The organism is Candidatus Streptomyces philanthi (genome assembly GCF_059553635.1).
The window spans coordinates 1-13,575 of sequence record NZ_JCANQV010000020.1 but is presented as its reverse complement, the minus strand read 5'-3'; the positions used below and the strand labels follow the sequence as shown (position 1 = coordinate 13,575).

At 72.3% G+C, this 13,575-nt stretch carries 14 protein-coding genes and 1 pseudogene; 6 read left to right on the top strand and 9 right to left on the bottom strand.

Going from position 1 to position 13,575, the window contains the following annotated elements:
- Nucleotides 1–113: 113 nt before the first annotated feature.
- On the top strand, nucleotides 114–542 hold the full coding sequence (locus tag AC51EU_RS04820; RefSeq protein ID WP_496265372.1) for a hypothetical protein: 429 nt from the start codon (nucleotides 114–116) through the stop codon (nucleotides 540–542).
- A gap of 47 nt (nucleotides 543–589) precedes the next feature.
- Here AC51EU_RS04820 and AC51EU_RS04815 read toward each other — a convergent pair whose 3' ends face one another.
- Both AC51EU_RS04815 and AC51EU_RS04810 read right to left on the bottom strand, forming a co-directional pair.
- Entirely contained in the window at nucleotides 590–754 is a 165-nt protein-coding gene (locus tag AC51EU_RS04815; RefSeq protein WP_496265371.1) for a hypothetical protein, read from the bottom strand.
- A 144-nt stretch (nucleotides 755–898) separates the two neighbouring features.
- A complete protein-coding gene (locus tag AC51EU_RS04810) occupies nucleotides 899–1,279 on the bottom strand; it encodes a hypothetical protein (protein WP_496265370.1) in 381 nt (126 codons plus the stop codon).
- 233 nt (nucleotides 1,280–1,512) lie between these two features.
- Here AC51EU_RS04810 and AC51EU_RS04805 point away from each other — a divergent pair, with 233 nt between their 5' ends.
- On the top strand, nucleotides 1,513–2,358 hold the full coding sequence (locus tag AC51EU_RS04805) for a helix-turn-helix domain-containing protein (RefSeq protein ID WP_496265389.1): 846 nt from the start codon (nucleotides 1,513–1,515) through the stop codon (nucleotides 2,356–2,358).
- Nucleotides 2,337–2,552 carry a DUF397 domain-containing protein gene (locus AC51EU_RS04800; protein WP_496265369.1) on the top strand — a complete coding sequence of 72 codons (216 nt, stop codon included), beginning with the start codon at nucleotides 2,337–2,339 and terminating at the stop codon, nucleotides 2,550–2,552. Before AC51EU_RS04805 ends, AC51EU_RS04800 begins: the two co-directional genes overlap by 22 nt.
- Nucleotides 2,553–2,634: 82 nt before the next feature.
- Here AC51EU_RS04800 and AC51EU_RS04795 read toward each other — a convergent pair whose 3' ends face one another.
- The 6 genes from AC51EU_RS04795 to AC51EU_RS04770 form a co-directional block, all read right to left on the bottom strand.
- Complete coding sequence (locus AC51EU_RS04795) at nucleotides 2,635–3,735, bottom strand: methyltransferase domain-containing protein (RefSeq protein WP_496265368.1); 1,101 nt, start codon at nucleotides 3,733–3,735, stop codon at nucleotides 2,635–2,637.
- A 331-nt stretch (nucleotides 3,736–4,066) separates the two neighbouring features.
- On the bottom strand, nucleotides 4,067–7,216 hold the full coding sequence (locus tag AC51EU_RS04790) for an efflux RND transporter permease subunit (RefSeq protein ID WP_496265367.1): 3,150 nt from the start codon (nucleotides 7,214–7,216) through the stop codon (nucleotides 4,067–4,069).
- A gap of 156 nt (nucleotides 7,217–7,372) precedes the next feature.
- Complete coding sequence (locus tag AC51EU_RS04785; protein ID WP_496265366.1) at nucleotides 7,373–8,059, bottom strand: response regulator; 687 nt, start codon at nucleotides 8,057–8,059, stop codon at nucleotides 7,373–7,375.
- The gene (locus AC51EU_RS04780; RefSeq protein WP_496265365.1) at nucleotides 8,056–9,324 is read right to left on the bottom strand and encodes a sensor histidine kinase; all 1,269 of its coding nucleotides are present in this window, start codon (nucleotides 9,322–9,324) and stop codon (nucleotides 8,056–8,058) included. The genes AC51EU_RS04785 and AC51EU_RS04780 overlap by 4 nt, the downstream gene beginning before the upstream one ends.
- A 95-nt stretch (nucleotides 9,325–9,419) precedes the next feature.
- The gene (gene pspAA, locus AC51EU_RS04775) at nucleotides 9,420–9,698 is read right to left on the bottom strand and encodes a PspA-associated protein PspAA (RefSeq protein ID WP_496265364.1); all 279 of its coding nucleotides are present in this window, start codon (nucleotides 9,696–9,698) and stop codon (nucleotides 9,420–9,422) included.
- A gap of 76 nt (nucleotides 9,699–9,774) precedes the next feature.
- Nucleotides 9,775–10,581, bottom strand: coding sequence for a PspA/IM30 family protein (locus tag AC51EU_RS04770; protein ID WP_496265363.1), 807 nt, complete (start codon nucleotides 10,579–10,581; stop codon nucleotides 9,775–9,777).
- Nucleotides 10,582–10,897: 316 nt separating this feature from the next.
- Here AC51EU_RS04770 and AC51EU_RS04765 point away from each other — a divergent pair, with 316 nt between their 5' ends.
- A complete protein-coding gene (locus AC51EU_RS04765; protein ID WP_496265362.1) occupies nucleotides 10,898–11,494 on the top strand; it encodes a DUF3043 domain-containing protein in 597 nt (198 codons plus the stop codon).
- 86 nt (nucleotides 11,495–11,580) lie between these two features.
- Nucleotides 11,581–12,294 (top strand): class I SAM-dependent methyltransferase, encoded by a 714-nt coding sequence (locus AC51EU_RS04760; RefSeq protein ID WP_496265361.1) that lies wholly within the window; start codon nucleotides 11,581–11,583, stop codon nucleotides 12,292–12,294.
- A gap of 50 nt (nucleotides 12,295–12,344) precedes the next feature.
- Here AC51EU_RS04760 and AC51EU_RS04755 read toward each other — a convergent pair whose 3' ends face one another.
- The gene (locus AC51EU_RS04755; RefSeq protein ID WP_496265388.1) at nucleotides 12,345–12,557 is read right to left on the bottom strand and encodes a hypothetical protein; all 213 of its coding nucleotides are present in this window, start codon (nucleotides 12,555–12,557) and stop codon (nucleotides 12,345–12,347) included.
- Between the two features lie 218 nt (nucleotides 12,558–12,775).
- Between AC51EU_RS04755 and AC51EU_RS04750 the strand changes: the two are divergent.
- Nucleotides 12,776–13,575, top strand: a pseudogene (locus AC51EU_RS04750) (bifunctional adenosylcobinamide kinase/adenosylcobinamide-phosphate guanylyltransferase); the annotation flags it as partial.

Here is a 13,575-nt window from a genome sequence, read left to right as displayed (position 1 = left end):
CGGCGATCCTTGTCGCCTGTGATGATCTGTACGCATTGTTACTGTGCGGTTTTCCGTGAACCGGCAGCGCAGCGCGCCGTACCTTTCGCACCACTTCCCAGGGGGGAACATCCATGCAGCAGCCCCGTCTGCGCGCCCGTATCGGCGCCACCGCGGCCGCCGCCGTCGTCCTGACCGGCGGCGCGGTGGCCCTGGCCGCTCCGGCCTCGGCCAAGGCCAACCTCATCGCCATCGACAGCGCCCAGTACGCGGCCAAGCCCAAGCCCGTGATCACCGTCAATGTCACCTACTCCTGCGACACCGGCGAGACCCTGCGCATCGAGGGCGTGGCCACCAGCACGGTCAACAAGAGGGCCGTCGCCACCGGCACTCTCGCCAGCGGCGAGGTGACCTGCGACTTCGGCTCCCACACCGCGACAGTGAAGCTGACCCCGAAGGCGGGGGCCGTCTTCCACAAGGGTGACAAGGTGAAGATCGCCGTCAAGACCCTCGACGCGACGAACTACGTCTACGCCGACGCGGAGAAGCTCGCGAAGATCTGAGTCCCGGGAGCTGTCCGGGCCGGACCGGCCGCCCGGACAGCCGCCGTTCAGACCGCCGCGCGCACCGCCCGTACGACACACTCGGCGCCGCCCTCCGCAGCCATGCGGCGGACGGCGCCGAGGGCGTTCTCCCGCAACTCGGGGGCGCGCACGGCGTACCGGATCACCACGGCGAGCTTCTTGACGGGAACGGGCGCGGCGGAGCCCAGCACGGCCGGCCGCCCGGCCCCGAAGGGCTGATCGGTGGTGAACGGCAGGTTCGGACCCGAACACCCAGGCGTCGATGGAGTCGCAGCTCCGGCTGCACGCGTACCCCTCACGCCGGGGCACGTCCGCTCGGGCAGGCCGTTCGACGTTCAGAGGTAGATCTGTTGTTTACAGGTGCAGCAGACTGCTTGGGGGCCGGGGGGTGTGATCCTTTCGTGGGCGCACGGGCCCTCGTCCGGGGTGGGCAGGCGGGTGCCTCGGCTGTCAGCGATGCGGAGGGTGTCGCGTAGGGAGAGCCTGAGGCGGGTGATGGCGCGGCGGAGTTCGGTGGGGGTGGCTTCGGGGTGTTCGGGGAGGGGGGCGGTTTCTGTGAGGAGTTCTTCGGCCGCCAGGAGTTGGTCCTCCTCCATTTCGTCCGCCAGTTGGGACATGTGGCTTTGCGGGTTGTCGGTGCTGAGGTAACAGGGCATCCCGTTCGCCGTTGTCCAGGGGAGGAGGCGCAGTGGTGTCCTGGCCTCGTGGCCCGTCATCGGGGGGCCGCCGTTTCGTCGTGCTTTTCCGTGCGTGGCAACATCTCGGCCCGCTCCTGTCATAGTGGCCACATCCCGCTCCTTCATTCGACCCGGCGCGGTCGTCGGGGGTCAGGCGTGGACTTCCGGTTGCTGTTCACCGTGTGTATCGCCATCGTTGCCGTGTGAGATATGGCCTCAACAGGGCCATTCCATCCCGCCGTTGCGGCCGGGACGACCGAGAGGTGACCACGTTGAAATTCGCGCCGAAAGCCCTGACCCCGTACGTGTCCGCCCGTCACTACTTCGGTTCCGAGCAGCGTCGGCACCGGGAACGCGCCAAGCTGTCCCTGGTGCAGCTGTCCACCATCGTGAACTTCAGCAAGAGCGCGCTGGCGCGGGTGGAGACGGCGGAGTTGATGCCCCCGCCGGAGTTGCCACCGGCGCTGGATGCCGCCTTCGGTTTGGACGAGCACTTCTACAGCCTGTATCAGTTGGCGAAACGGGAGGCGCACCCGGACCAGTACCGGCGGTTCATGGACTTCGAGGCCCTGGCCGATGTCATCGAGAACTACGAACCGCAGGTGGTTCCAGGCCCGTTGCAGACCGAGGCGTACGCGCGCGCGTTCCTCAGCTACCAGGAGGACCTGACCGAGGAAGAGATCGAGGTGCGTGTCGCCGCACGCATGTCGCGACAGGAACGCCAGCGCTTGGACTCACCCCCGTTCCGCTGGGCGATCATCGACGAGGCCGTACTGCGAAGGCGGATGGGCAGCAGGAAGTGCATGTACGAACAGCTGGCTTGGCTGCTCAAGCAGGTAGATACTCCGGACAGTAAGGTTCAAGTACTGCCGTTCAGCGCGGGGTCGCACTCGCTGATGAGCGGCGCGCTAACCCTGCTGACACTCCCTGATGGCTCCACCGTGGCCTACGAAGAGGGCATCAAGGCCGGTCATCTCTACGAGGATCGGGACTCGGTGAAGAAATGGCGGCGGCAGTACGAGGTACTGCGCGCCAACTCCCTCGCACTGGCTGATTCGGCGGAGCTGATCCGAAATGCGATGGAGGACTACAAGCCATGCGACACACCCCCGAGCTGAGCACCGCCACATGGCGCAAGAGCAGCTACAGCAACTCCAACGGGGGCAACTGCGTCGAGGTCGCCGACAGCCTCCCCGGCATCGTCCCCGTACGCGACAGCAAGACCCCCCACGGCCCCACGCTCGTCCTCCCCGCAGCAGCCTGGTCCGGGTTCGTCGCGGCGGTGAAGTCCGGTGAGCTGACCGGCCGCTGAGGTCACGGAAGAAACGAGACCGGCCCGTCCCAGGAGACCCCCGGGACGGGCCGTCGGCGTTCCGTCAAGGCTATTCCAGGGGCTATTCCGGGCCGTCGTCCGCCCGTACCGTCTGCCCCTCCTCCGTGACCGTGATGCGGTAGTGGTCGCGAGGTGGGCCGCCGATGGAGGTCCAGGCACGGTAGGCGGTTTCGGCCTCGTCCCAGAGGCGGCGGGGGCCGTGTTGTTCGGTCTCGTAGTCGTCGTGGCCGGGGACGTATTCGACGGTGGCCCAGGAGGTGCGGGCATCGTCGAAGATCCAGTAGGTGGCCTCGTCGCTGCCGTCGTCGGCGGTGGCCAGGAGGGGCCAGGCGTCGCGCAGGCGCAGGCCGACGGCGAAGCGGGCGTCGGCGTCGTGTTCGAGGACGCGGGGGTCGAGGGTGGTGCGGGCGCGGTCGCCTCTCTCGCCGTGGTACCAGTCGCGGATGCGGCCGTACGAGCGGCGCTGCTGGCGGGCCCACATGAAGGCGGGGCTGCCAAAGAAGCGGCCGGTGGCGCGGCCGTCGTGGACGGTGAGGGTGGCGAACGAGTACGAGTGGAAGGACGAGCCCCAGGGGGTGAGGATCGTGCCGCCGGGGGCGGTCTGCCGGACCCAGGCGTAGGGGATGTCGCGGACGGTGCAGGTGGCGATGGTGCGGTCGTAGGGGGCGCGGTCGGGGACGCCGGCGAGGCCGTCGCCGCACACCATGTGCGGGCGGAGGCCGGCGCGGTCGAGGTTGCGGCGGGCGATGTCGTGGAGCGCGGGGTCGGTCTCGATGGTGGTGGTGCGGTCGGGGCCGAGGCGGTGGGTGAGCCAGGCGGCGTGGTAGCCGGTGCCGGTGCCGATCTCCAGTACGCGGTCGCCGTCCCGGACGATCGCGGCCATGCCGAGCATCAGGGAGGGCATGGACGTCGAACAGGTCGGGACGGTGACGCCGCCGTCGGCGGGCCTGCCGTCGTTGTGCTGGGTCACGAGCGGCAGGTCCGCGTAGACCATGCGCCGCCATTCGTCCTCGTCCGCGCCACGGGAGACGGTACGGTCGCCGACCTCGAAGGTGTCGGGCACGAAGTGGGCCCGGTCGACAGCGGCGACGGCCGGCTCCCACTGGGGGGTCAGCGCGCCCTTGTTGCGCAGGATCTCCACCAGACGGCTCGGGGAGGACATGGGGCGGCCTCTCGTCCTACTTCTTCGGCGGGTTGCTCACCGGCTTCGTCCACTGGCCGTCGGATTCCCGGGGGCTCTGCTGCTTGTCCCCGTCCGATCCGCCCTTGCCGTCACCGTGTTTCCCCATGGTGTCCCCCTGTTGAGTCGACGAAGGAAGGGTCCTGCTGCGGGGTGTACCCGGGTTGACACGCCCGAAGCCGGGGGGCGGGGCGGCGGGGGCGTTATTCGGTCATGTGATCGGAGGGGGTGGTGGGGGCGGAGTTTTCACGGGTGCGGCCCCCGCCGCCCGTGGGAGGGCTGCGGGGGCCGCGTCCGGTCGGAGGGTGCGGGGTCAGACCCCGGCGGGCTCGCGGACCGGTTCGGTGTCGTCGGCCTGCGGGGCCGGGCCCCGCTTCGCCGCCTTCTTCGCCGCGCGGCGCTCCCTGCGGAGTTCGATCATCGCGTAGAGCGTCGGGACGAGGAGGAGGGTCAGCAGGGTGGAGGTGATCAGACCGCCGATGACGACGACGGCCAGCGGCTGGGAGATGAAGCCGCCGTCGCCGGTGAGGGAGAGGGCCATCGGGCAGAGCGCCATGATCGTCGCCAGTGCCGTCATCAGGATCGGGCGCAGACGGTGGCGGCCGCCCTCGACGACCGCCTCGACGACGCCGTAGCCCTGGGCGCGGTACTGGTTGATCAGGTCGATCAGGACGATGGCGTTGGTGACGACGATGCCGATGAGCATCAGCATGCCGATCAGCGCCGGGACGCCCAGCGGGGTGCCGGTCACCAGCAGCAGGCCGATCGCGCCGGTCGCCGCGAAGGGGATCGAGACGAGGAGGATCAGCGGCTGGAGCAGCGACCGGAACGTCGCGACCAGGAGGATGAAGACGATGGCGATGGCCGCGAGCATGGCCAGGCCGAGCTTGGAGAACGCGTCGGACTGGTCCTGGGAGACGCCGCCGATCTCGGCGGTGGCGCCGGCCGGCAGGTCCAGGTCCTTGATCTTCTGCTGGAGCTGGACGGTGACCGCGCCGGTGTTGTCGCCGGTCGGCTTCGCGGTGATCGTCGCCGAGCGGGCGCCGTCGATCCGGGTCGTCTGGACCGGGCCGGGAACGGTCTTGACGGTGGCGATGTCGCCGAGCCTGACCTGGCCGCCGGGGCCGGGCAGGGCCAGCTTCCGCAGCTCGTCGACGGTGGTGGCCGGGTGGGCGGAGCGGACGACGATGTCCCGCTCGGTGTCGTCCAGGACGGCCTTGCCGCTGGTGGTGCCGCGCAGGGCCTGGGCGACGATGCCGCCGAGGGCGGTCTGGTGGTAGCCGGCGGCGGCCGCCTCGGGCTTGGGCGTGACGGAGATCCGGGGCACGCTCTGCGACAGGTCGCTCTGGACGTCGGTGACGTCGTCGAGTCCGGCGACGGTCCGGCGGACCTGCTCGGCCGCCTTCTTCAGGACGTCGGCGTCGCCCGCCTTGACGACGACGCTGAGGTCCTGGCCGCCGAAGCCGCCGCCCGCGGTGACGGTGGTGTCGCCGATGTTCTTGCCGAGCTTGTCGAGGCCGTCGCGGAGTTCGCGGGTGACGGCGTCGGTGTCGGCGGAGTCCTTGAGCCGGATCTGGTAGGTGGCCTGGTGGGAGCCGAAGCCGGCGCCGAAGGCCGCCATCATGCCGCCGGAGCCGACGTTGACCTGGTAGTCCTCGACGGCGTCGGTGCGGTCGAGGAGCTTCTCGATCCGCTTGGCCTGGGTGTCGGTCGCGTCCAGGCTCGCGCCGGGCCGCAGCTTCTGGCTGATGCTGAGGGTGTTCTGGTTGCCCTGGTCGAAGAAGTTCGTCTTCAGCAGCGGGACCATGCCGAACGTGGCGAGCAGCACCACGACCGCGATGACCACGCTGGTGACCCGGCGGCGGGTGGCGAAGCGCAGGACGGGGACGTAGAAGCGCTGGAGGGCGCTGCCGGCCTCCTTCTCCTCGGCCTCGCGGCGCAGCTGCTCGGGGTCGGCGCCCTCGGGGAGTTCGGGGGCGCGCAGGAACCAGTACGACAGGACCGGGACGACCGTCAGGGAGACGATCAGGGACGCGAGCAGGGCGACGGTGACGGTCAGGGAGAACGAGCCGAAGAGGGCGCCGACCATGCCGCCGACGACACCGATGGGCAGGAACACCGCGACGGTGGTGAGGGTGGAGGAGGTGATCGCCCCGGCGACCTCGCGGACCGCGCCGAGGATGGCCTCGCGGCGCTCCTCGCCGTAGCCGAGGTGCCGTTTGATGTTCTCCAGGACGACGATGGAGTCGTCGACGACGCGGCCGATGGCGATGGTCAGCGCGCCGAGGGTCAGCATGTTGAGGGAGAGGTCCCCGACCCACAGGGCGATCAGCGTGATGACGACGGACAGCGGGATGGACACCGCGGTCACCAGCGTCGAGCGCACGCTGAGCAGGAAGACCAGGATCACGATCACGGCCATGACCAGGCCGAGCAGTCCCTCGGTGGTCAGCGAGTCGATCGACTTGGAGACGGACGGGCCCTGGTCGGCGACGATGGTGACACGGGCGTCCTTGCCGAGGCTGTCGCGGATGCCGTCCAGCTTGTCCTTGACCGCGTCGGAGATGGCCACGGCGCTGCCGTCGCGGTCCATGGTGATGTTGACGGAGAGGCTGGGCCGGCCGTCGGTGCGGGTGATCGACGTCGGGGCGGCCGCCTCCTCCTTGACGGAGGCCACGTCACCGAGGCGGACCGGCTTGCCCGTGCCGCCCGGTCCCTGCGCCGGGGGGACGGTCAGGTCCTTGATCTGCCCGACCGAGGTGAAGGCGGAGCCGACCTGCACGGTCAGGCTCCTGCCGTTCTCGGAGAACGCGCCGGCCGGGACGGAGGTGCCGCCCGCTTCGAGGGCCTGGCCGAGGGCGGTGGGTGTGAGGCCGGCGGCGGCGAGCTTCTTGTCGTCGGGGGTGACGGCGACGACGCGCTCCTGGGCGCCGCTGACCGACACCTGGCCGACGCCGTCGATGTTCTTCAGGTCCGGGACGACGGTGCGGTCGAGCTTGTCGGCGAGGGCCTGCTGGTCCTGGCGGCCGGAGGAGACGGCGAGGACGACGGTGGGCAGGTCGTCCGTCGAGCCGGAGACGACCTGCGGGTCGACGTCCTTGGGGAGCTTGGCGCGGGCGCGGTTGACGGCCTGCTGGACGTCGGCGACCAGCTTCTGGGAGTCGTTGCCGTAGTCGAACTCCGCCATGACGACGGCGGAGCCCTCGCTCGCCTTGGAGGTGACGCCCTTGAGGCCGTCGACCGCCTGGAGTCCGTTCTCCAGCGGCTCGACCACCTGCTTCTCGACGACGTCGGGCGAGGCGCCCTGGTACGGCGCCACCACGGACACCATGGGCAGTTCGATGGAGGGCAGGAGCTGCTGCTTGAGCTGCGGGATCGCGATGACACCGAAGACGATCGCGACGATCGACATCAGTGCTATCAGGCCCCGTTGTACAAGGCTGATTCGGGACAGCCAGGCCATGGGTGGGGTCTCTCTTCTGTTTCTGACCGGTTCTGCGGGCGGGCACAGGTGTACGCCCGTGTACACCTTCGGCCATGGACCGGCCGGTTCTCGTCGCTCGCAGGTCGGTTTCGCGGGGCGGGGCCGTACCGCGTTCGGAGTACGGCCCCCGGCCCGTCACTGCACCCGTGGGCGTACGAGTCCGGACTCGTACGCGGTGACGACCAATTGGGCGCGGTCGCGGGCGCCGAGCTTGGCCATCGCCCGGTTGACGTGGGTCTTGACGGTCAGGGGGCTGACGTCGAGCCGGAGGGCGATGTCGTCGTTGGACAGGCCGCCGGCGACCAGGACCAGGACCTCCCGTTCGCGGCCGGTGAGCGCGGCGAGGCGTTCGGCGCCCGGCCCGTCGGGGGCGCCGTCGGCGGTCTCGTCCTCCCGGGCGAGGAACTTGGCGATGAGGCCCTTGGTCGCGGCCGGGGAGAGCAGGGCCTCGCCGCCCGCCGCGATCCGGATGGCGCTGAGGAGTTCGTCGGGCTCGGCGCCCTTGCCGAGGAAGCCGCTGGCGCCCGCGCGCAGCGCCCGCACCACGTAGTCGTCGACCTCGAACGTCGTCAGGATGACGACGCGGACGCCGTCCAGCAGCGGGTCCTCGCCGATCATGCGGGTGGCGGTGAGGCCGTCGGTGCCGGGCATCCGGATGTCCATGAGGACCACGTCGGGCAGGGTGGCGCGGGCGAGGTCGTACGCCTCGGCGCCGTCCGCGGCCTCGCCGACGACCGTCATGTCCGCCTCGGAGTCCACCAGGACCCGGAACGCGCTGCGCAGCAGTGCCTGGTCGTCGGCGAGCAGCACCTTGATCGTCATGTGGTCGTCTCCCCCGTACGGGCGGTGTGCAGCGGAAGGGTCACCCGGACCCGGAAGCCTCCGGACGGCACCGGGCCGGTCTCGATCGCGCCGGACAGCGCGAGGACCCGCTCGCGCATGCCGAGCAGGCCGTGGCCGCCGCCCGGGTCCGCCTCGCCGCGGGGGGCGGGGACGCGGCGGCCGCCGTCGTCGAGGACGGTCACGGTCAGCGCGTCGTCGTCGCGGGTGATGCGGACCGTGGCACGGGCGCCCTCGCCCGCGTGCTTGCGGACGTTGGTCAGCGCCTCCTGGACGACGCGGTAGGCGGTCAGGTCGACGGCGGCGGGCAGCGGCTCCGGCTCCCGCGGCGCCTCGACGGTGACGGGGAGCCCGGCGCGGACGAAGCCGTCGACGAGCCGGCCGAGGAGGGCGAGGCCGGGGGTGGGCTCGGTGGGCGCGGCCGGGTCGCCGGACTCGCGCAGCAGGCCGACGGTGGCGCGCAGCTCGCCGAGCGCCGACCGGGACGCCTCGCGGACCTGCGCCAGCGCCTGCTTGGCCTGGTCGGGCCTGCTGTCCATGACGTGCGAGGCGACCCCGGCCTGGACGTTGACCAGGGCGATGTGATGGGCGACGACGTCGTGCAGGTCGCGGGCGATGCGCAGCCGCTCCTCGGTGACCCGGCGGCGGGCCTCCTCCTCCCGGGTGCGTTCGGCGCGTTCGGCGCGCTCGCGCATGGCGTCGATGTAGACGCGGCGGCCGCGGACGGCGTCGCCGGCGGCGGCCGCCATGCCGACCCAGGCGAAGTGGGTGAGGTTCTGCTGGGCGTCCCAGCCGCGCGGCCCGAAGACGATCACGGCGGCGGTCAGGACGAGGGCGGTGGGGACGCCGAAGCGCACGGTGGTGGGCCGGTCGGTGCGGACCGCGAGGCTGAAGAGGGCGACAACGGCGGCGAGCGCGATCGGGGCGCGCGAGGTGGCGCCCCCGGCGGCCAGTCCGGCGACGCTGAGGACGACGGTGACGGCCAGGACGGTGCGGGGCAGCCGGGCGCGGAGGACGAGGGTGGCGCAGGCGAGGGCGGCGAGTACCACGGCGGCGGTGTTCAGCTCGCGGGGGCCGGTGCCGGGGGCGGGGCAGTGGACCCCGCGGGCGCCGGCCATCGAACCGGCGAGGACCGCTCCGAAGGTGACCAGCGTCACGACCACGCTCACCAGGACCGGGTGGGCGCGCAGCCGGGCGAGGCGGCCGGGGCGCGGCGGCTGCGGGCCCGCGGGGTCGAGGGGGGTCATGGGAGGAAACGGTAGCGCCCCGGTCCCGCGAGGGGTCCGGGGCGCCCGGGTGGTGCGTGCGCTGCGGGGGTGCGGGCGCGGGGCGCGCCGCGGGCTCAGCCGGGGATGAGCCCGTCGTCGCTGAGCATCGCCCGTACCTCGTCGAGCGAGGCGTCCGGGGACGGCAGGATCAGCTCGGACGGCTCCAGCGCGTCGTCCGGCAGTGGGCTGCCCAGTCGGCGCACCGCCTCCAGCAGTGCGTCCAGGGTGCGCCGGAATCCCGCCTCGTCACCGCTCTCCATCTCGGCGAGCAGTTCGTCGTCCAGCTTGTTCAGCTCGGTGAAGTGGGCGTCGTCCAACTTCACCTGGCCCTCCCCCATGATCCGTACGATCACGACGGTCTCCCTTGTGCTCAGGTCCGGCGATCTGTGCGGGGCGCGGCGGCGGACGGCCGCCGCCGCGCGGTCCGTCCTACTTCTCGTAACGCGGCGGCTGCTGCTGGTGCGGCTGTCCCTGCTGGGGGGCCTGGGCGGTGTTCTGGCCGCCCTCAAGGGCCTGCTGCCCGGCGGCGGGGCCGCCCGCCAGCTCGGCCTTCATCCGCTGGAGCTCCAGCTCGACGTCGTTGCCGCCGGAGAGCCGGTCGAGCTCGGCGGTGATGTCGTCCTTGGCCATGCCCGTCGGGTCGTCGAGCGCGCCGGAGGCGAGCAGCTCGTCGATCGCGCCGGCCCGTGCCTGCATCTGCGCGGTCCGGTCCTCGGCCCGCTCGATGGCGAGGCCGACGTCGCCCATCTCCTCGGAGATGCCGGAGAACGCCTCGCCGATACGGGTCTGGGCCTGGGCCGCGGTGTAGGTGGCCTTGATGGTCTCCTTCTTCGTACGGAAGGCGTCGACCTTGGCCTGCAACCGCTGGGCGGCGAGGGTGAGCTTCTCCTCCTCTCCCTGGAGGGTCTGGTGCTGCGTCTGCAGGTCGGTGACCTGCTGCTGCAACGCGGCGCGCCGCGACAGCGCCTCGCGGGCGAGGTCCTCGCGGCCGAGCGCGAGCGCCTTGCGGCCCTGGTCCTCCAACTTGCTCGACTGCCCCTGGAGCTGGTTGAGCTGCAGCTCCAGGCGCTTGCGGGAGGTCGCCACGTCGGCGACGCCCCGGCGCACCTTCTGCAGCAGTTCCAGCTGCTTCTGGTACGAGTAATCGAGGGTCTCGCGCGGGTCCTCGGCCCGGTCCAGGGCCTTGTTGGCCTTCGCGCGGAAGATCATCCCCATCCGCTTCATGACACCGCTCATGGGCCTCGCGCGCCCCCTTCTGACCGAATTACCTCGGGCTCAGTCTCCAGCACATCTACAGACCCCACAGTACGGGCCCCGGTTCCATTACCGCACTGTCCGGGCCCGGATGCGCTCCTCCTGCAGGACGAGAGGACCCTCATGGTCTCCCGCCCGGGGAGTAGGGAGAGGCGTCACGGGCCGGTGAAGCGCCCGTTCCGTCCCGGTACACCCCTTGTCAGGTCCGGTTGAGGGCCGGTGGCCGGGCCGCGCCGTTGCCGGATCGTGCCCCGTCGGGCCGTCGCCCACGCGCGGTGACCCCGTACCCTTGGGTGTTGTGTTCCGAAGCCGTTCCAAGGACGGGCAGGCCGCGGCCCCCGAGGTGACCGCGCAGCAGCCCCAGAAGTCCCGCGACCCCCAGGCCCCCAAGGGCCGCCCGACGCCCAAGCGCAGCGAGGCCCAGTCACAGCGCCGGGCCCGCGCGCAGACGCCGGCCAACCGCAAGGAGGCGGCGAAGGCGCAGCGTGAGGCCCGCCGCGCCGATCTGGCCCGCCAGCGCGAGGCCCTGGCCAGCGGCGACGAGCGGTACCTGCCGCTGCGCGACAAGGGGCCGGTGCGCCGGTTCGCTCGGGACTATGTCGACTCGCGCTGGTGCGTGGCGGAGTTCTTCCTGCCGATGGCCGTGGTCATCCTGGTCCTGACGATGATCAAGGTGCCGCAGATCCAGAGCATCGCGCTGCTGGCGTGGCTCGTGATCATCGTGCTGATCGTGATCGACTCGGCCGTCATCTGGGTCCGTGTCGGCAAGCAGATCCGGGAGCGCTTCCCGAACGAGAGCCACCGGGGCGTCAAGGCGTACGCGGTGATGCGCACGCTCCAGATGCGCCGGCTGCGGCTGCCCAAGCCGCAGGTCAAGCGCGGAGAACGGCCCTGACCGCGGCCCCGGCGGGATTCGGCGGCGGTGCCGCCGCCTGGCTCGCCGGGCTGGGGAACCTCCGGAACACCGTCCGCCAGGAACTGGTGGCCCGCCAGCTGGAGGAGCAGATCACCGCGCGCTTCCCGGTGGGGCAGCGGCTGCGGGTGCTGGACGTCGGGATCGGGCAGGGCACCCAGGCGCTGCGGCTGGCCCGCGCCGGGCACGAGGTCACGGGCCTGGAGTCCGACCCGGAGATGCTCAGGGCCGCGCACGAGGCGCTGGCCGGCCAGCCCGCCGGGATCAGGGACCGGGTGCGGCTGCTGGCCGGCGACGGCCGGGAGACCGGCGCGCACTTCCTGCCCGGCTCCTTCGACGTCGTGCTCTGCCACGGCGTGCTGATGTACGTCCCCGAGGCCGATCCGCTGCTGGCCGGGCTCGGCCGGGTGCTGGCCCCGGGCGGGCTGCTGTCGCTGGTGGTCCGCAACGCCGACGCGCTGGCCATGCGCCCCGGGCTCGCGGGCGACTGGGCCACCGCCCTCGCGGCCTTCGACTCGCCCTCGTACACCAACCGTCTCGGTCTCCCGGCGCGCGCCGACCATCTGGACGCGCTGACGACCACGCTCGCCGGGATCGGGGCGCCGCTGCACACCTGGTACGGCGTCCGCGTCTTCACCGACCTGGCCGGGAACGACGCGGTGCCCGCCTCGCCGGACGAGCTGGAGCGGCTGCTGGCCGCCGAGGAGCGCGCCGGGCGGACCGACCCCTACCGCGCGGTGGCGGCACTGCTGCACCTGTGCGGGGTGCGCGCGGGCGGCTGAGCCGGCGCGGCGCCCGCCGGTCCGGGAAGAGCGGGCGGGCGCCGGGGGGCTCAGTCCTCGTCGGCGTGCAGGTTCATCGGTGCCGGGTAGATCTCGGTGTCGTCCTCGAACAACCTGACCTGGTCGATGCCGGCGCCGAGCAGGGTGCGCCACTCCTCGCCGAGCCAGGACTCGGCGTCGCCCTGGGAGGTGAACTCCTCCGGTTGCGCCGGGGGCGTCCGCTCCGTGCCGTCCGCCGCCTCGAACCGCCATGTCCACGCCATGTCCGCCTCCTGGGTCACGCCGGATGGGTACCGGTCCGCGGCGGAGGGGCCCGCCGCACCGTGCCGCAGCTTAGGGCCTGTGCCCCGCGTCCCGCCTGCCCCGTGGTGCACAGCGGACACCTCGCGGAGGGGCGCTTTGTACCGGGACACCCCCTGCGTCCGCCCTCCCGGCCCTCCCCCGCCGCGCCCGCGGGCCGCCGCCGCGAGAAAATCGGGACGTGGAACTGACACTGCTCGGCACCGGAGCCCCCGAGGGGCTGCCGCGCCCCGGATGCCCGTGCGCCGCCTGCGCCACCGCCGTCGGCGACGAGGCGCGGGCGGCGACCGCGCTGCTCGTCGACGGCGCGCTGCTCATCGACCTGACACCGGGCCCGGCGTTCGCCGCCGCCCGCGCGGGCCAGTCGCTCGGCGGCGTACGCCAGGTACTGCTCTCGCACCCGCACGACGGGCCCGCCCTGGAGGTCCCGGCCGGGCTGCCGCAACCGGGCCGGGTCGCCGACGGACGGGAACTCGCCCTGCTCGACGGACACCGGGTCCGGGCCATCGCCGTCGACGTCCCCGGCACCGGCTACGAGATCGCCGGCGCCGGGGGCGAACGGCTGCTGTACCTGCCGCCGGGAGCGGCGCCCGCCGGGGTCGGCGAGGACGGCTTCGCGGGCGGCGGCTACGAGGAGATGGGCGGCACCGGCCCCTACGACCTGGTGCTCGTCGATGTCCTGGCACGGCCGGACGCGCTGGCCAGGCTGCGGGCGAGCGGCGCGGTGGACGCCGCGACCGACATCGTCGCCGTGCACCTCGACCACACCGTCCCGCCCGGCCCCGAACTCCACCGCCGTCTCGCGGCCGCCGGGGCCCGTGCCGTACCGGACGGCGCCTCGCTGGTGGTCGGCGAGTACCACGCCGTGCCCGACCTGCCGCGCCGCACCCTGGTGCTGGGCGGGGCGCGCAGCGGCAAGTCGGCGGAGGCGGAGCGGCGCCTGGCGTCCTTCCCCGAGGTGCTGTACGTGGCGACCGGCGG